The organism is Bacillus norwichensis (assembly GCF_014836955.1).
Taxonomy (GTDB): Bacteria; Bacillota; Bacilli; order Bacillales; family Bacillaceae_C; genus Siminovitchia; species Siminovitchia norwichensis.
Genome location: NZ_JACSPV010000015.1, coordinates 65415 through 82494, shown reverse-complemented (window position 1 = coordinate 82494; position 17080 = coordinate 65415). Strand labels below are relative to the sequence as shown.

The following is a 17080-nucleotide window of genomic DNA, read 5'->3' as shown; positions in this document are numbered from 1 at the left end:
TCATAATCATTAAGCTACAATGCCGAGTTCCTATAGGCACTAGCACTTATATTATTACTTAGTATATGGATTTATAGTTACAGTTTTATTTGTTGTAAAGAACTCCACTGCAGATTGACCTTGCTCTTTTGGACCTTGTCCAGAAGATTTGATTCCACCAAATGGTGCTTGTGGTTCTGCACCACCAGTTTCACCATTGATCTGAACCATTCCAACTTCACTGTTTTCCATGAAGTGGAAGGCTTTTTCAAGGCTATCTGTGAATACAGCAGCACTTAATCCGTAGATTGTATCATTGGCTTTTTGAAGAGCCTCGTCGTAGTCAGCCACTTTCATTAGTGCTACAACTGGGCCAAAGATTTCTTCATTTACAATTGACATTTCGTGAGTGGCATTTCCAAAAATTGTCGGTTCGATGTAGTATCCTCCGTTGATATCTAAAGTGCTGCCTCCATATAGAAGTTCAGCTCCTTCATCTTTACCTTTTTGAACATAGCCAGTAACTGTGTCAAATTGTTTTTTGGAAGCAACAGGTCCCATTGTGATGCCATCTTGAAGACCATCTCCAATAGTGATTTTGTCTGCATATTCAATAACTTTCTCGACAAACTCATCATAAATGCTTGCTTCTACATAAGCACGGCTTGTTGCAGTACAGCGTTGGCCAGTTTGTTTCATAGCCCCATCCACAACGAGACGTGCAGCAAGATCAAGGTTAGCATCCTCAAGAACTACAGCAGGGTTTTTACCACCAAGTTCGAGTTGGAATTTCTTTCCAGTAGCAGTCGCTAATTTTGCGATATTTTGACCAACTGCATTTGATCCTGTGAAAGTAACTGCAGCAACGTCTTTATGCGTTGTAAGTACATCACCGATTACAGAACCTCTACCCAATACAAGGTTAAGAACTCCTGCAGGTAGTCCTGCATCTTCGAATACTTTCGCTACTTTTGTAGCTGTAATTCCTGTTTCTTGCCCTGGTTTCCAAACAACTGGATTTCCAAAAACAAGAGCAGGAGCCATTTTCCAAATTGGAATAGCTATTGGGAAATTCCAAGGTGTGATCGCCGCCACAACTCCAACTGGTACACGAACCGCTAGCAATGTAGTTCCGTTAGCCGCTGAAGGGAGAACTTCACCTTTTTTGCGCATTCCTTCTTGAGCATAGTATCTTAGGATAGATGCACCTCTAAGTGCCTCACCTTTTGTTTCTATGAAACGTTTACCCATTTCTTGTGTAGCCGTTTTTGCAATATCATCAGCGCGCTCTTCTAAAATATCAGCTGCTTTTCGGAGGATCTCGCCTCGATTGACTGAAGACATCGCTTTCCAACCTGCTGAGGCAGCTTTGGCAGCCTCAATCGCTTTTTCCACATCTCCTACAGTTGAAACCTCAGTAAAACCAATGCTTTCAGATGGATTGGCAGGATTGAAGTGTTCATGTTTTTCTCCAGAAGAAGCACTAACCCATTCTCCGTTAATAAAGTTCAAGTAATTTGTCACAATATTCACTCTCCCTAAATATTCATTCATTCTTTTGATTAAACTTTTATGACTCGTTCTAAGTTAGCTAATCCTTTGTCGATTTTTTTCGTCCGTCGTCAAAGGGGAAGGAAAGCGTAAGCCACTGGAACGAAGACCTAATCTTAATAATTGGGCCTTCTTGTACGCTATTGGGAGTAAGCACCTTTTCAAGCCATTTTTTCCCATACAAGTTCGATGGTACACATCAGCCTAAACCGCATTCAACAGCGTTTGTTTCACATTCGCCCTTTAATCTGTTAAAGCTTGATCCACGTACTACACAACAGATTTCCTCTTCATCTCAAGCAACAGTTCACTTGCTCACTTCAAACTGATGCAGACAGTGTCGATTACTGTAGTAAGACGCTGTAGTGATTCAAAAAGATTTAACTCTTTAATTAAGAACACCCGATTAGTAAAAGGCAGAGTCAAATACTGTGATTTCAGATTTGCTCATTTAATTGCGTTTTCATTTGCCTTTGCACCGTTGTTCACAAGTCATGACGATCCGAGAGATGATAAACGCTGTTTTGGATCCAATGTTTTTCAGAATAATTAACGCACTTCTAGTGACCCTTCGATGTTGAACCGCTTGCAGTGTTAATATCAAACATCTGTCACGTTATTCATCCATTAGCCGTGGCAACTTCAAGGCGCTTTCACAAAGCATTTGTCTACTCCCTACTGATAAACCTCCCCCTCTTTCGATAGAAAAATGCAAAGCACAAAGAAAAGCACAAGACAATTCCTGAACTTTTATTGTCCTTTATTGTTTACACTTTCCCAACCAATAGAAAAAGCCAGTTCTACTCTAAATGTCCTCTTGACGATGAAAGCTGTACAGTACGGTCATTTATTAAGTAAACTGGCTCTAAATCTACGTTATGCTTTGCTTCTTCAACAAAGTCCGGTTAGATTTGACAGTCTGTCTTAAATAGCATTATTCAGTCATGAATTATCTATGACGTTATAACTATAGCAACTATATAAAGTGACTGTCAATCTAATTATCTTCGAGAATTCGACATTTTTTCTTGTTAACCCGTTAAAATGTAATAGCCATCGCTACTTCATCGCATGCTGGAAATTTTGGACAATGGATACAATCTGTCCAAACCTTTTGCGGCATTTCTTCTTTTTGGATAATGTCAAACCCGCATTTCTTAAAAAACGCAACCTGATAGGTTAGGGAAATCAACTTGGAAATTCCCAATTTTTTTGTTTGCTCGACAATTTTTTCCACTAATATCTTTCCGATTCCACGCCCTTGGGCCTTCGCGTCAACAGCAAGAGACCGAATTTCCGCCATGTCCTGGCCAAGTACAGCAAGACAGGCAACACCGAGAACTTCCTCCCCTTCTTCCGCTACAAAAATAGACTGTATATTAATAATAAGAGATTCACGCGTTCTCGGAAGCAGCAGCTCCTCATCAGCATACTGGTTGACAAGCTCGTAGACCCTATCAATGTCCTTGAGAACCGCTTTGCGAACTTCGATCATTTCCATCACCTTTTGATTCAATATATATTGTTAATCTTACCGATTGAAGACGGAAAGTCAATATATTTTTAAATATTTATTCATTTTTTCTAATAAATATTCATTTTTCCCTTTCTTTTTATAAAGGTCGCTGTATAATATTCATTAACAAAAATTAATTATGATAGGAGAATTTTTAATGGAATATACATTGCTTCCGAAGGGCTTTTATTCTTGCGCAAAAAAACTTGGCATAAAAGACAACACACCTGATTTTACCGTCATTTACTCCGAAGCGCGTGCAGCTGCGGCCGCCATGTTCACAAAAAACCAGTTTTGCGGCGCGCCCGTAACAGTCGGAAAGGAACATATTAAAGATGGGTTTCTTCAAGCTTTTGTCATCAACAGCAAAAATGCAAATGTTGCAACTGGAAAACAGGGCATTGAGGATGTTCATACGATCATATCAGCGGTTGCTGACGAATTAAGCATCAGCTCGTCAGATATCCTCCCCTCCTCAACAGGTGTAATTGGAGTTCCTCTTCCGGTCAAAAAGATCACCGAAGGAATTCCAGGATTAAAAAGTGAGCTGAAGAAAGATGGCTTAAAAGATTCCGCTGAAGCTATTATGACGACAGATACTTTTGCCAAATATCGTTCAGAAACTATTGGCGGCGTCACTTTGTGTGCCATCGCCAAAGGGTCTGGGATGATTGAGCCGAACATGGCAACAATGCTCAGCTATATTATGACAGACGCACAAATTGAACCAGAAGCGCTGAAAGCCATATTAAATCGAGCAGTAAATGTTTCCTTTAACATGGTATCCATAGACGGAGATACAAGTACAAGTGATACAGTTGCTGCTATGGCAAACGGTCTTGCGGGCCCGGTCGACCTGCAAAAGTTTGAACAGGTTCTGACAGATATGCTCATCAGCCTTACAAAAGACCTGGCAAGAGATGGAGAAGGTGCGACAAAGCTCGTTGAGGTGCAGATCACCGGAGCTCAAAATGATGAAGAAGCCAAAGTGATGGCAAAATCAATCATCAACTCACCATTGGTTAAAACAGCCATTTTTGGAGCCGATCCTAACTGGGGGAGAATCATCTCTACTATCGGCAATGCTGAGTATTCTATTAATGTGGAAAAGGTATCCGTATCATTCGGTGATATTGCAGTATTCAGTGACGGTGAACCTACCGACTCAAACTTGGAGGAACTCGCAAATTATCTGAAAGGCGATGAAATCACCATTTCAATCTCACTTGGAAATGGTCAAGGTAAAGCGACTGGATGGGGATGCGATCTGTCTTATGATTATGTAAAAATTAACGGGGAATACACGACTTGATGTAACAAGAGACCAAATCAACATTACGTGTTACTATCTGATTATCACGGACATGCAGCATAGCGTTGCAGGTCCGTTTTTTCTTCTATTGATTGTAATCTATATATTACATTTGGTGGTAAGTGGGGGGGAGTAAAGTTAAACTTGCTGGTTTTCTTATGTACTCTGGCTACCTATTCATATATATACTATTTAAGAAAAAAGCAGTCTGCGGATCCAGATGAAGAGTAAAAAGAGCATCTTCAAATGCTCTTTTACCATTCCCCATTTATAATGAATATTCAGGATTCCTCGCCCACTTGTGTGGTCAGGATGCCACCTCTCCCTCAATCCGCCTCTCATAACGTCTCATTCTCTTTTCAGCCATAGCAAACAGCACTTCAAACACCCAAGAGATGATCCAGTATACAAGAGAAGCAACAAGATACATTTCCAAGAATCTATAACCATCGTTAGCAATAATTTTAGCTATCGCCATGATCTCGACCACTTTCACAGCAAAAGCCAACGAAGTTGCTTTGATTAGGCCGATAAAAGTGTTGCCGAGATTCGGAAGAGCCACGACAAAGGCTTGCGGTAATATAATCCTCCAAAGTCCTTGTGCCGTTGTCATTCCAACTGAATGCGCCGCTTCCATCTGTCCAGCGCTGATCGCATTGATAGAAGAACGGAAAATTTCTGCCTGATAGGCAGAAGTGTTTAAGGTATAGGCAATAAAAGCATAGATTAATGGAGATATATTGGAAGCATCGAAATTTGTTCCCATCTGTTCATTCAAAAAGTCCAGAAGAACAGGTACGCCGTAAAAAAATACGTACAACTGTACGAGCAATGGCGTGCCCCTTATAAAGGAAATATATACGATAAACAGTCGGTTCAATACCGGAAGCTTATAGACTCTGCAAAGGGCGATCAACAGGCCGAAAATCAAACCGAAAATCATAGCAACCACCGCAATGGCAAGGGTCGCAGGCACCCCTTTTAATACTTCCGGAATTTGTTCAACTGCAAATTCCAGATTGATAATAGACAAAAGCAATGTCTTGCCTCCCCTCTACTGCCTTGATAGGCTGACGCGGCCTTTTTTAAATATTTTTTCCAAGTAACTAATACTAGCTTCTATCAAAATACAAGTCCCCCAATAAACCAAGGAAATTACGACATAAACCTGGAACATCCCCATTCCGTGGTTATTTCCAAGAATGATCCTCACCTGTCCCATAATGTCGATAATGCCAATTGTAAAAGCCAGGGATGTATCTTTTAACAGTTCAATAATATTGTTGCCGAGATTCGGCAAGGACACAACAAATGCTTGTGGTAATATAATCCTGAACAAGGCCTGCGGATAACTCATTCCAACACTGTATGCGGCCTCCAGCTGGTCCCTGCCTACAGCAAGGTACGCTGACCGGAACACTTCAGATAAATACGCAGCGGTATGGAACGAAAACGCGATTACAAGGAATACAAGCCGATCCCATCCATTAATATCAATTCCCAAAGCTAAAAGCAGCTGCGGCAGCCCAAAATAAACAAGGAACAACTGAACGAGCAGTGGCGTACACCGAGTAAAGGACAAATAAAATGTTGCCACCTGATAGAGTACAGGCTGCTTTTGAATCCGAACGATGGCAACAAATACCCCAAGAATAATAGAAAAGAATAATGATAGCCCCAACATCAAAAGAGTTAACGGAAGCTTTTCAAGTACCTTGACAAATAAATCAACCCAGCCTGCAAGTCCGGAAGTCATACTCATTCACCACCTAATGAAAATCCGTATTGAGCTGCTGAGCAACCCAATACGGAAAGTCGGATTATTTCTCAAAGTTAAAGCCTTCTTCATTGATGTATTCAAGATCTTGGAAGAAGTCTACTCCAAACCATTTTTCAGCAAGCTTTGATAAGGTTCCATCTTCAATCAGTTCGGCAGTGGCCTTATCCATCTCTTTCGCAAGCTCTGTATTATCTTTATTGTAAACTGCCCAAATCGGCTCTTTGGAAACGACTCCTGCTATCTTCAAGTCAAGATCCAATTCCTTTTGAATTTCGTTAAAGGTTGTGACATTGATGAACATAGCATCAGCTTTCCCCTTGTCTACCATTTTCAAGTTCTCCGCATTTGATGGGGATTCCATGCTTTCTAAAGTTAATGGATTATCAGAATGCTGGTCATTATATGCATTTAAAATGGCACGTAAGCCACCACTTGGCGATACTGGCGGAAACTTTTTCCCTACCATGTCATCCAATGTTTTAATATCATCTCTGTCTGTTTTTGTTACCAAAGAAGTCAGAGAATACCCAAACTCACGCTCCGGATATAAAAACTTTTCTTGGCGTTCTGGATTTTTGAAGAACCAGTTGATGGCGAAATCATATTTCCCTGTATCTACACCAACGAGATTGGATTCTTCCTCTCCCCAAATATATTCGAACTTATAATCTGGAAGCTTTTTTTCTATTTCCTTCATATAATCTATATCATAACCAATCGGTTCATTCTTTTCGTCAGCATATAAAAATGGCGGATTGACTTCGTCACTAATCGCCACTTTGATCACTTTTTTTCCATCCGATTCTTTTGACGCACTTTGAGAGCAGCCAGAAATAAATAAGATAAGTCCAAACAATGCCACTGCTCCTACCCATAACTTCTTCATTCACACTTTCCCCCTAAATCATATAATCCGGTTCTTTAACCAGTCTTTTTAAAAATCTTTTTGTCCGTTCATGCTGCGGATGTATCAATACTTCTTCTGGTGGGCCTTGCTCAATAATATGTCCCCCATCCATAAACACGACGCGATTAGCCACTTCCCGCGCAAAATCAATTTCATGAGTGACGACGACCATGGTAATTCCTTCATTGGCAATCTGTTTCATAATAGTCAATACCTCGCCGACCATCTCAGGATCAAGGGCGGAAGTAGGTTCATCGAATAATATGACAGACGGATTCAATGCCAGCGCCCGGGCAATACCTACGCGCTGCTGCTGTCCACCTGAAAGCTGAGAAGGATACTCATTCAATTTTTCTCCCAAACCGACTTTTTCCAATAATGAGACACCAATCTCCTTTGCATCCTTTTTGGGAATTTTTTTAGCCACAACTAGACCTTCTGATACATTTTCCAGTACCGTTTTATTTTTAAAAAGGTTGTAATGCTGAAAAACCATCGCTGTCTTTCTTCTTAAGACCAGCACGTCACGTTTTGAAGGATGCTTCCCTTGAACCGTGAAGCCGTCAATTGTGATAGAGCCCTCATCAGGCCGCTCCAAATAATTGATACATCTGAGCAAAGTGGTCTTTCCTGACCCGCTTGGCCCCACAATGACTAAAACATCCCCCTTTTCTACGTCGAGATCAATTCCTTTTAACACATGGTTTTTTTGAAATTGTTTGTTAATATTTTTCAACTTAATCATATTGATCCCTGCTTTATATTTCTTAAATTTACCCAAAAGAGTATCATAACTATTCTTAGTTGTAAAGTGAGGATTAAGTCTTTTTTCCCACTGAATTGATAGGGCTTGACGCTTAAAATCAAGTTCGATAAGATTAAAACCAATCAAACTAATAGGTTTTGTTAATTTTAAGCATCTTATGCATATACAATATTAGAGGTGAAGAAATGAAAGACTTATTTATAAAGAGTGATATTCAAATGCAATGGCTGGAGCGTTTATATACAAAAGAGGCGGCATTTAAAAGCAGATCTGCCGAAACGGATGAGCAGGCTAAATTTCCGATGGAGAATATTCAAGAGCTTGTTGAGATGGGCTATACAAGTTTGACTTTAACAAAGGAATACGGCGGAGAAGGATTAAGAGCATATGACATGGTACTTTTACAAGAGACCATCGCAAGCTTTGACTCAGCTACGGGGCTTTCCATCGGCTGGCACCTCGGAACAGTCGGCGAGCTTTATGAGAAAAAACTCTGGAGTGAAGACCGATTGAATTTCTTTGCAAAGGAAGTGCTGGACGGAGCACTCGTCAACCGTGCTGTAAGTGAGGCACAGACAGGCAGCCCGACAAGAGGTGGACGTCCAGGAACAACAGCAGCTAAAGTCGATGGGCACTGGGTCATTAATGGAAGGAAAAATTTTACGACGATGTCACCTGCATTGACCTATTTCCTCACCTCCGCTTGGATTGAAGAAAAACAGGCGATTGGCTTCTTCTTGCTGCATAAAGATACGGAAGGCCTTTCTATTGAAGAAACTTGGGATGTCATCTCCATGCGAGGTACGGAAAGCCATGATTTGATTTTGGAAAATGTCAAAGTCGACAATTCCATGCTTGTAGAAATCAATGATGGCCCTCGTGGAAACAAAATCAACGGCTGGGTCATGCACATCCCTGCTTGTTATCTTGGAATTGCACAAGCCGCAAGGGATTATGCCATCCAGTTTGCCAATGAACATTCACCAAACAGTATAAAAGGAACCATAAGTGAATTGCCGAATGTTCAGCGTTTATTGGGTGAAATTGAGCTTGAGCTAATGAGAGCAAGACATTTCCTATATAATGTTGCCGAGGCATATGATGATGAGAAGAGACGGTCGTTAATTGCCAACGAACTCGGGGCGGTGAAGCATACAGTAACCAACTCAGCAATTTCGATCATTGATAAAGCGATGCGCGTAGCCGGTGCCAAAAGCCTACAACGTTCCAACCCGCTACAAAGATACTACCGTGATGCCAGGGCTGGTCTTCACAATCCGCCAATGGATGATATGACAATTCATAAATTGGCCCTCGCTGCCATAGAACAAGGAAAGAGGAAAGCAGAGAACTTCAAATAGATATATCTGAAAACCCGATAACACGGGTTTTTCATTTTTGAAGAAAACCTTGAAACGCAAAGAGAACAAGGGAAATGCCCCCTTGTTCTCTTTGTGTTTGGCCCCTTATTTTTTCTTTTCGTTTTTTGCCGCTTTGGAGCCTTTGCAGTTGCCGCATAGTTTACAACCTGATTTAGCGAGACACATGTTTCTTTTCCTCCTAAGAATCATTTGTCCGTTGAATCAGAAAACCGGCGTAAAAAAACAGTCGCCATCAGCCCATCAAAAAGAAGGGTGGATGTGCGACTGGTTTGTTCTGCGTTTGTCCCGCGGTTAAAGCCGCTGGATGACAGATTCGGCAGTCTTCTTATTTAACGATGTGATAAGGTTGCGCACTATTTTACCTGAACCGAAAAAAGGTAATTAATCCGGAAAGTAAATTTTGTACGTCTTGAATTTATATTACCTATATATTAAACGTATGTCAATATAAATTTGTAAACCGTTTTCTTTTGTTTAAAATTTAAATAATTCCATTGACTCTCCAGTTACTGGAGAGTTTAAACTGATGTCAAAAGATCGGAGGATGATAGTTATGCCAAACAAAAACTTTGATATTGTCCGTTTACACCATGCTGAAGTAACAGTTACTGATTTAGATCGCGCACGTCACTTTTATTGTGATGGGCTGGGTTTCATTGAAACTGAGTCTGATGACACCCATATTTATTTGAGGGCTTTGGAAGATGCAAACCACCATTGTCTCGTTTTGACGAAAGGCGAACAGGCCAGCTTAAAACATATTGCCTATCGTGTAAGCGCTGACAGTGACCTTGATGCACTAGATGAACTATTCACTGAACTTGGAGTAAATAAGCGTTGGGTGGCTGCCGGCGAGGAAAAAGGCCAGGGACGTGCACTACGAATTCAAGATCCAGGCGGTATTCCTGTTGAATTTTTCTACGAAATGGAAAAAGCCGACAGAATGCTGCAGAAATATCATTTGCAAGGAAATGTAAAAATCAAAAGAATCGACCATGCCAACTGTCTCATTACAAACATAGATGATTTATACGCTTGGTACAGCGATCATTTAGGTTTCAGAACCTCTGAGTACACTGTAAAAGTAGAGAGCGAGGAAGAAAATATTTGGGCTGCATGGATGCACAGAAAGCCAAGTGTTCATGACCTTGCGCTAATAAGCGAAACCGGACCTCGCTTTCATCATACTGGTTTTTGGATGGATGACGCGAAATCCATTTTGGATGCATGCGACCATCTTGCTTCACTGGGCTATTACGCTAATATCGAGCGCTCGCCTGGCAGGCATGGAACATCCAATGCTTTCTTCGTTTATTTGAGAGATCCTGATGGAAACCGCATGGAATTATACACTGGAGACTATTTTACAAACGATCCGGACTGGGAACCAATCAAATGGGATCTTGCTGACCCTCAACGCGCAACTTTCTGGGGTGCCATGCCGCCAAAAAGCTGGGTCGAGGAAGCTGTTCCTGTTGAAGATATCCATACAGGAGAACTTCTTCCAATCGTCCCATTTAGAAAAAAAGAAAAAGTTTAAGATCTTAAAGAATGCATCAGAATTTGATGCATTCTTTTCTTTTGAGTAAAAAATATAACGTTATCAAAAATTTTTCTTTTTCTTTGACGGCGTACAGGTAGTGCTAGTGCCAGCGAAGGTGCTCCAGCGTCACCTCCCCTCCAAGGATCAACCGCGTCCCTATAATGGAGGAAATCATCTTGTTTGCTCGTTCTGCCTAAGGCGCTTCCGCTTTTTTCATCGAAAGTGTTTGCCCGAAACAAACATTTGTTCTATAATATATTTAAAATATTCAGGAGTTGATAAGCATGCAACTATCAATTATAACTAACGTTAGAACAAATAATTTTAATGATAAGCATGTGATGGATAAAATAAAAAACATGTGGGAAAGCGCCTCAAGCAGCCTTACAAACTATGAAGGCAATGTATATGGTGTTTATTATGATTACGAAAGCAATTATAAAGGAGATTACTCTTTAGGCGTTGCAACTGAACAAGATGGAGAAACATCTATTGAGCTCCCTACAGAAAAGTATGAGATTTTTACAGTTGATTCGACTGATGATCAAGGGATTTTTAAGGCCTGGAGCAACATTTGGAATTTGGAAGAATCAGGAACACTGAATCGAGCTTATACAGTTGATTTTGAAAAGTACCTCTCTAATGGAGATATTGAGATACATATCGCAGTAAAATAACACTATCCTTCATATCCTAATTGAGGTGGTGAAAAATGAAGAATCAATTTTCAATTGGACAGATGTCAAAGCTCCACAATATACCGGTCAAAACACTAAGATATTACGATGAAATCGACTTGTTCAAGCCAATTGAAGTGAACCCTGAAAATGGCTATCGGTATTATTCCATCGAGCAATTTAAATTGCTCGATATCATCAATTATTTAAAAGTACTTGGCGTTCCACTGGCGGACATTAAAAAGCAGACATCCAACCGAGATATCGACGAGCTGATTGATACGCTTAAGGAACATAAAAGGATCACAGAGCAAAAAATACAAGAGCTGGAAATGGCAAAAAAGAAGTTAGAAGCACGGATTGACGAATTCAAATCAGCAAAATATATTGAAAACATTAATCTCCCTTTCATCAAAACGATACCTGAAAGAAAAATCATCCAGCTTCAGGAAACCATCTCTTCTTTCTATGAGCTTGAGCTTTCGTTACGCAAGTTAAAGCAGCAATATCACCATCTCGCATCCATCTTCATCGGAAAAGTGGGACTGACTATTTCAGAAAATAATTTCCAACGTGAAAGTTTTTTGGAATACAGCTCTATTTTTCTTATTTTAGAAGAAGTGGAAAGAAGTAAATTAATAGAAGAAATTGATTTTGGCGTCCTCCCTCAAGGAACATATGCCTGCATTTTCTTTCGCGGGGGACATAGTGATGCATCGGCCTACTTTCATATCCTGAACGATTTTATCAAAGAGAACCATTACAAGATTAAAGGCGACTTCATTATTCGTACAATCATTGATGAGTTCATTTCGAAGAATCGTGAGGAGTTTCTTGCTGAAATTCAGGTATTGATTGACTAATCAGATTCTCCTTGGCGTATTTGCGCCTGGATTGTATCGAGCTCAATACATTTCCTCTGAAAATCCGTGGCATCCGCCGGAGACGCTAACTTTATGCAGCCAGGGCTTGCATGACGCATTCCTCTTACCACTTACAGAAGTTAAAAGGAGAGGCTCCCGCAGTTAGCCTTCTCCTTTAGCTTTCATTTGTCAAATTGTATTTTTTTAAGCGCCTCATCAGTAAAGATTGAGAGACACCCAGCTCTTCCGCAGTTTTTCTCGTCGTTTTAAATTTGGCATACGCCTTGGAAATGATACTCTCTTCAACTGATTCCAATACCTCTGTCAATGAATCCCCTCTATTAAAGCTTGCAAGATCGAAAGTATTTACTTCCTGCTCCCTCATATGTGCAGGCAGATCCTTCACCTGAATTTCATACTCAGGCGCGATAATTACGAGCCGTTCCATTAAGTTTTCCAGCTCCCGTATATTTCCCGGCCAATCATAATCTTGAAAAATATCCATTACACCTGCCGAAAGACGGCAGCTCCGTTTATGTTTTTTATTATATTTCTCTAAATTGTATTGAACCAGACCAATAATATCCTCTTTCCTTTCCCTTAACGAAGGAATTCGGACTGGCAGTACATTCAATCTGTAAAATAAGTCAGAGCGGAACCTTCCCTTCTTTACTTCTTCCATTAAATCCAAGTTCGTCGCAGCGAGGATTCTTACATCAGATGTTTGGTACTCTGTCGAACCCACAGGAAGGAATTTTCTCTGTTGCAAAAACTGTAATAGCTTTGCTTGCAAATGAATTGGCAATTCGCCGATTTCATCGAGGAACAATGTCCCCCCATCCGCCATTTTGATGAGTCCTGCTTTTCCTCCTTTATTTGCTCCTGTAAAAGCTCCTTTTACATAACCGAATAATTCAGATTCAATCAAGGATTCTGGTATTGCTCCGCAGTTGATCTCAACAAACGGCTCATTTCCCCGCTCGCTTAACCCATGAATCTGCTGAGCGATAACGTTTTTGCCGACCCCAGTCTCACCGCTCAACAGGACAGTCGATTCTGCTGGAGCTATCTTATCAATCGTTTGCAGCAGAGAAAGATAAGACGGGCTTTGGCTGGTGAAATAATAAGATTCTGATTGTTTCTCATAATTGATCCTCATAATTTCCTGGCTATATCTTTTTAATAATAATTGAGTTTCTTCCAGTTCTGTCGTCGTATGAACAATTTCGGTAATATCCTTGGTCTGAGCGATGATGCAATCAATTTTCCCGTTTTCATCCCTGATGGGATATCCAGTGACAATAAACCTGAGATCATTCCCCTCTGAGGTTTGCACAGTGCTTACCAGTGCCTGCTTTTCTATCACTAATTTTGTGACTGATGGTTGAAACACTCCCATTTCTTCCAATAAGTAAACACTTTTTCCGATAAAAAAAGACTTGGGTTTGGTTAAAGTATTTGCACAAGCTGTATTTAACCATAATACCTGCCCCTCTCCATCTGAAATCAAAACTCCGTCAGAAAGGGCATTAAGAATTTTTTTAAAATACGGATGCTCCAAAATTTCTCTAACTTTTCCCAATCAAATCACCCTTTCGATTTATCTATAGTATTAGAATACACGATTTTTGAATCAATTTCGATTCAAAATTGTTTTTTTCTTTATTATTACAGTTATTCCGAATCACTTTTGACTCAAAACTTCATTAGTTGAGTCATTTTTGTCACTAATCCTCTTAAACTGTTCACCAAAAACAGACAAAAATAGCCTTTTGGGGCATAATTAGCAAAAAAACTTGGCACGTAAATTGCTATTATTGTATACAGCAAAGATGCAATAGCAAGAATGCTAACGCTAACATGTACTATCAAGAAAGGAGGGCTCAAAATGCTTGAAGAAACAATGACGATTAATATAAAGCGGCTCATGAACACGATAAATGAAAGCGCCGTTATCGGAAAGCTTGCTCGCGGTGGAATTTGTCGCCTTGCTCTTACTAACGAAGATAAAAAGATGAGAGATTTATTTAGGCAATGGCTATTAGATGCTGAGATGCAAGTACGCGTAGATGATTTCGGTAACATTTATGGCAGAAAAGAAGGTAAGAACCCTCAAGCAGCGCCGGTTCTTATAGGATCGCATCTCGATACTCAACCCGAAGGGGGACGGTATGACGGAATCCTTGGTGTTCTTGCCGGCCTCGAAGTGTTAACCACTTTAAATAATATGGACATTCAGACAGAGAGGCCTATCGAACTCATTAATTTTACAAATGAAGAAGGCTCCAGATTTGAACCGCCCATTTTAGGGGCTGGTGGACTCGCAGGGCATTTTGACCAAGAGTTTGTTTACAGTCGGAAGGACCAGGAAGGAAAGGCCTTCTTAAGTGAATTAAAACGAATTGGCTATCATGGACCAGAAAGAAATCGCATTCAAAACAGTCATTGTTATCTTGAGCTTCATATCGAACAGGGACCAGTCCTTGAACATAAACATCTAGATATCGGCGTTGTAACTGGCATACAAGGCATGGACTGGCTGGAAGTAAATCTAACCGGACAATCAGACCACGCGGGGCCAACACCGATGAACATGCGTAGAGACGCCCTTTATGCCGCTTCAAAAATCATACAAATCATTAGAGAAACAACCGTAAACCTAGACAAAGAAGCAACTGCAACAGTTGGCAGATTGGCTGTAAAGCCAAATTCGATCAACTGCGTGCCTGGGGAAGTTACCTTCTCTGTTGATATCCGACATTCAAATGATGCGATGAAAGAAAGATTGACGCAGTCATTGATAGAAAAAATCAGCGTTTCTGCAGCAGCTGAACAAGTAGCAGTCAAAGTAGATAAAATTTGGGAGAGTTCTGCAACACATTTTTCCGGTAGCTTAGTTGATCTCATAACTGAAAACGCTAAACAACTCGGATACAGCAGTCAAAAAATGATAAGCGGGGCTGGGCATGATGCCAAGTATATGAATCTAATTACTCCTACAGCCATGATATTTGTTCCAAGTGTTGCAGGAAAAAGCCACTGCCAAGAGGAATTCACTGAGGCGGAAGCCATTGAAAAAGGGGCAAACCTGCTTCTGAAGACAGTTTACCAATTAGCAAATAACAACGCTTCTTTTAAATAAGCAAGCGCTACATCAAGAGGAGGTCATAGTAAATGTTTGCTGATGTTATTTTCTATAACGCTGACATTTATACAATGGATGATGCCCACCCTACCGCAAGTAGAGTGGCCGTAAAAAATGGAAAGATTATTGCTTTTGATCAGGATACTGAACCTTTGAAAGGTCCTTCAACAAAAATGGTAGATATAGATAGAAAAACAGTATTGCCGGGTTTTATTGAAAGTCATGCTCACCCGATACATTACGCTGCAAATACACTTCAACTTGACTTGAGGACAGAAATTGCACCAGATATCGACAGTATTCTGAATGCTGTAAGGGAAAAAGCGAAGGTTACACCAAAAGGAGAATGGATTATCGGTATGGGCTGGGACGACAGCAAGCTCAAAGAAAAAAGATTTCCGACAATCAATGAGTTAAACGAGGCTGCACCAGACCACCCTGTCTTCTTAAAAAGAACATGTGTACACAACGCTGTAGCAAATAGTATGGCTTTTAAGGTGAGCGGTCTTCCCGAAATTCCTACAGACCCTGATGGCGGTCATTTTCATATTGACCCCAAAAGTGGTAAGCCTAGCGGTCTCATTCAGGAAAACGCTATGCATGAGTTCTCTGTTCCAGCTTTTTCTATCGAACAATTAAAGGGAGCGATGATGAAAGCACAGGAACAATTTTTCCGATGGGGAATTACCACAGCTCATGAAATGGCAGCAACTAAAAATGAGATGATCGTTTACCAGCAGCTTCAAAAGGAAGAAAAGTTCCAATTAAAAGCACGCCTTTGGCTATGGGCCATTGACTTGATGGGATGGACCGGTGTCCAAGAGGAAACTCTGAAACTTGGTATCGAAAGCCATCTCGGTAATGATCGTTTGAATATTCAAGGCTTAAAGTACATGCTCGACGGAAGTGTCGGCGGAAGAACTGCGGCACTTGCAAAACCTTATGAAGGTGATGGAGATAACGACGGGATTTTATACATGCAGCAAGATCATTTAAACGACCTTGTATCTGAATCTATTAAACATAATTTGCGAGTCTCCATTCACGGAATCGGCGAACGAGCAATCGAAATGGCTCTTCAGGCGATTTCAAATGCGGCCACTCCCGAAGAAATCAAAAATATGCGCAATAGAATTGAACATTGTACCTTGCCTACTGACGAACATTTAAGGAAAATAGCAGAATATGGAATCATCGCCGCATCATCCATAGGATTTATTTACTCTATTGGAGACAGTTATTTAGCGAACTTAGGACAAGAGCGGGCAGAAAAAGTATTCCCTCATGCTTCTTTTAAAAGTCATGGAATCATTGCCCCGGGAAATTCAGATTTACCGGTTTGTGATGGAAATCCATTGTTCGGTATTTATTCGGCTGTCGTCCGCAAAACAATGAGCGGCCAGCAGCTTGGAACAGCTGAAGCGATTTCTGTAGAGGATGCCATTAAAGCTTACACAATTGACGCTGCTTATTCGGGTTTTGATGAAGATATCATCGGTTCGCTATCCATTGGGAAATATGCGGATCTCATCGTACTGGACAATGACCCATTTAAAGTGGATCCAGAATTTATAAAAGACATTCAAGTAATCCAAACTATTGTCGAAGGAAATACCGTCTATAGCAGTACTTAAAAATATCGCCGCAACCAAGGAGGAC

General features: G+C 40.7%; 15 protein-coding genes. 8 read left to right on the top strand and 7 right to left on the bottom strand.

The genetic code is table 11. The annotated features are described in order from the left end of the window. Positions 1-54: 54 nt before the first annotated feature. Positions 55-1533 (bottom strand): aldehyde dehydrogenase family protein, encoded by a 1479-nt coding sequence (locus H9631_RS10725; RefSeq protein ID WP_191812631.1) that lies wholly within the window; start codon positions 1531-1533, stop codon positions 55-57. Between the two features lie 1036 nt (positions 1534-2569). Continuing rightward, entirely contained in the window at positions 2570-3025 is a 456-nt protein-coding gene (locus H9631_RS10720; RefSeq protein ID WP_191812629.1) for an N-acetyltransferase, read from the bottom strand. A 178-nt stretch (positions 3026-3203) separates the two neighbouring features. On the opposite strand from H9631_RS10720, the gene argJ reads away from it, so the two are divergent. Beyond that, entirely contained in the window at positions 3204-4358 is a 1155-nt protein-coding gene (argJ, locus tag H9631_RS10715; RefSeq protein WP_191812627.1) for a bifunctional glutamate N-acetyltransferase/amino-acid acetyltransferase ArgJ, read from the top strand. A gap of 307 nt (positions 4359-4665) precedes the next feature. Here argJ and H9631_RS10710 read toward each other — a convergent pair whose 3' ends face one another. The 4 genes from H9631_RS10710 to H9631_RS10695 all read right to left on the bottom strand — a co-directional run bounded on the left by H9631_RS10710 (position 4666) and on the right by H9631_RS10695 (position 7790). Then, positions 4666-5397 (bottom strand): amino acid ABC transporter permease, encoded by a 732-nt coding sequence (locus H9631_RS10710; protein WP_225220977.1) that lies wholly within the window; start codon positions 5395-5397, stop codon positions 4666-4668. 15 nt (positions 5398-5412) lie between these two features. Further along, a complete protein-coding gene (locus H9631_RS10705) occupies positions 5413-6114 on the bottom strand; it encodes an amino acid ABC transporter permease (RefSeq protein WP_404801733.1) in 702 nt (233 codons plus the stop codon). A gap of 64 nt (positions 6115-6178) precedes the next feature. Then, a complete protein-coding gene (locus H9631_RS10700; RefSeq protein ID WP_191812623.1) occupies positions 6179-7024 on the bottom strand; it encodes a transporter substrate-binding domain-containing protein in 846 nt (281 codons plus the stop codon). Between the two features lie 13 nt (positions 7025-7037). Then, entirely contained in the window at positions 7038-7790 is a 753-nt protein-coding gene (locus tag H9631_RS10695) for an amino acid ABC transporter ATP-binding protein (RefSeq protein ID WP_191812621.1), read from the bottom strand. A 206-nt stretch (positions 7791-7996) separates the two neighbouring features. On the opposite strand from H9631_RS10695, the gene H9631_RS10690 reads away from it, so the two are divergent. The 5 genes from H9631_RS10690 to H9631_RS10670 all read left to right on the top strand — a co-directional run bounded on the left by H9631_RS10690 (position 7997) and on the right by H9631_RS10670 (position 12276). Next, positions 7997-9172 (top strand): acyl-CoA dehydrogenase family protein, encoded by a 1176-nt coding sequence (locus H9631_RS10690; protein ID WP_191812619.1) that lies wholly within the window; start codon positions 7997-7999, stop codon positions 9170-9172. Between the two features lie 37 nt (positions 9173-9209). Next, complete coding sequence (locus H9631_RS10685; protein WP_191812617.1) at positions 9210-9488, top strand: hypothetical protein; 279 nt, start codon at positions 9210-9212, stop codon at positions 9486-9488. A gap of 258 nt (positions 9489-9746) precedes the next feature. Then, complete coding sequence (gene hpaD, locus H9631_RS10680) at positions 9747-10733, top strand: 3,4-dihydroxyphenylacetate 2,3-dioxygenase (RefSeq protein ID WP_191812615.1); 987 nt, start codon at positions 9747-9749, stop codon at positions 10731-10733. Positions 10734-11020: 287 nt separating this feature from the next. Further along, positions 11021-11413, top strand: a complete 393-nt coding sequence (locus H9631_RS10675) for a GyrI-like domain-containing protein (protein WP_191812613.1) — start codon at positions 11021-11023, stop codon at positions 11411-11413. Positions 11414-11448: 35 nt separating this feature from the next. Then, positions 11449-12276, top strand: coding sequence for a MerR family transcriptional regulator (locus tag H9631_RS10670; protein ID WP_191812610.1), 828 nt, complete (start codon positions 11449-11451; stop codon positions 12274-12276). Positions 12277-12451: 175 nt separating this feature from the next. Here H9631_RS10670 and H9631_RS10665 read toward each other — a convergent pair whose 3' ends face one another. Further along, positions 12452-13858 (bottom strand): sigma-54 interaction domain-containing protein, encoded by a 1407-nt coding sequence (locus tag H9631_RS10665; RefSeq protein WP_191812608.1) that lies wholly within the window; start codon positions 13856-13858, stop codon positions 12452-12454. A gap of 306 nt (positions 13859-14164) precedes the next feature. On the opposite strand from H9631_RS10665, the gene H9631_RS10660 reads away from it, so the two are divergent. After that, positions 14165-15418 carry a Zn-dependent hydrolase gene (locus H9631_RS10660; protein ID WP_191812606.1) on the top strand — a complete coding sequence of 418 codons (1254 nt, stop codon included), beginning with the start codon at positions 14165-14167 and terminating at the stop codon, positions 15416-15418. A gap of 32 nt (positions 15419-15450) precedes the next feature. Then, on the top strand, positions 15451-17055 hold the full coding sequence (locus H9631_RS10655; protein ID WP_191812604.1) for an amidohydrolase: 1605 nt from the start codon (positions 15451-15453) through the stop codon (positions 17053-17055). Positions 17056-17080 lie beyond the last annotated feature (25 nt).

Coding starts and splice junctions, on each gene's coding strand:
- H9631_RS10725 (WP_191812631.1), bottom strand. CDS start 1,533: ATGAATGAATATTTAGGGAGAGTGAATATTGTGACAAATTACTTGAAC.
- H9631_RS10720 (WP_191812629.1), bottom strand. CDS start 3,025: ATGATCGAAGTTCGCAAAGCGGTTCTCAAGGACATTGATAGGGTCTAC.
- argJ (WP_191812627.1), top strand. CDS start 3,204: ATGGAATATACATTGCTTCCGAAGGGCTTTTATTCTTGCGCAAAAAAA.
- H9631_RS10705 (WP_404801733.1), bottom strand. CDS start 6,114: ATGACTTCCGGACTTGCAGGCTGGGTTGATTTATTTGTCAAGGTACTT.
- H9631_RS10700 (WP_191812623.1), bottom strand. CDS start 7,024: ATGAAGAAGTTATGGGTAGGAGCAGTGGCATTGTTTGGACTTATCTTA.
- H9631_RS10695 (WP_191812621.1), bottom strand. CDS start 7,790: ATGATTAAGTTGAAAAATATTAACAAACAATTTCAAAAAAACCATGTG.
- H9631_RS10690 (WP_191812619.1), top strand. CDS start 7,997: ATGAAAGACTTATTTATAAAGAGTGATATTCAAATGCAATGGCTGGAG.
- hpaD (WP_191812615.1), top strand. CDS start 9,747: ATGCCAAACAAAAACTTTGATATTGTCCGTTTACACCATGCTGAAGTA.
- H9631_RS10675 (WP_191812613.1), top strand. CDS start 11,021: ATGCAACTATCAATTATAACTAACGTTAGAACAAATAATTTTAATGAT.
- H9631_RS10670 (WP_191812610.1), top strand. CDS start 11,449: ATGAAGAATCAATTTTCAATTGGACAGATGTCAAAGCTCCACAATATA.
- H9631_RS10660 (WP_191812606.1), top strand. CDS start 14,165: ATGCTTGAAGAAACAATGACGATTAATATAAAGCGGCTCATGAACACG.
- H9631_RS10655 (WP_191812604.1), top strand. CDS start 15,451: ATGTTTGCTGATGTTATTTTCTATAACGCTGACATTTATACAATGGAT.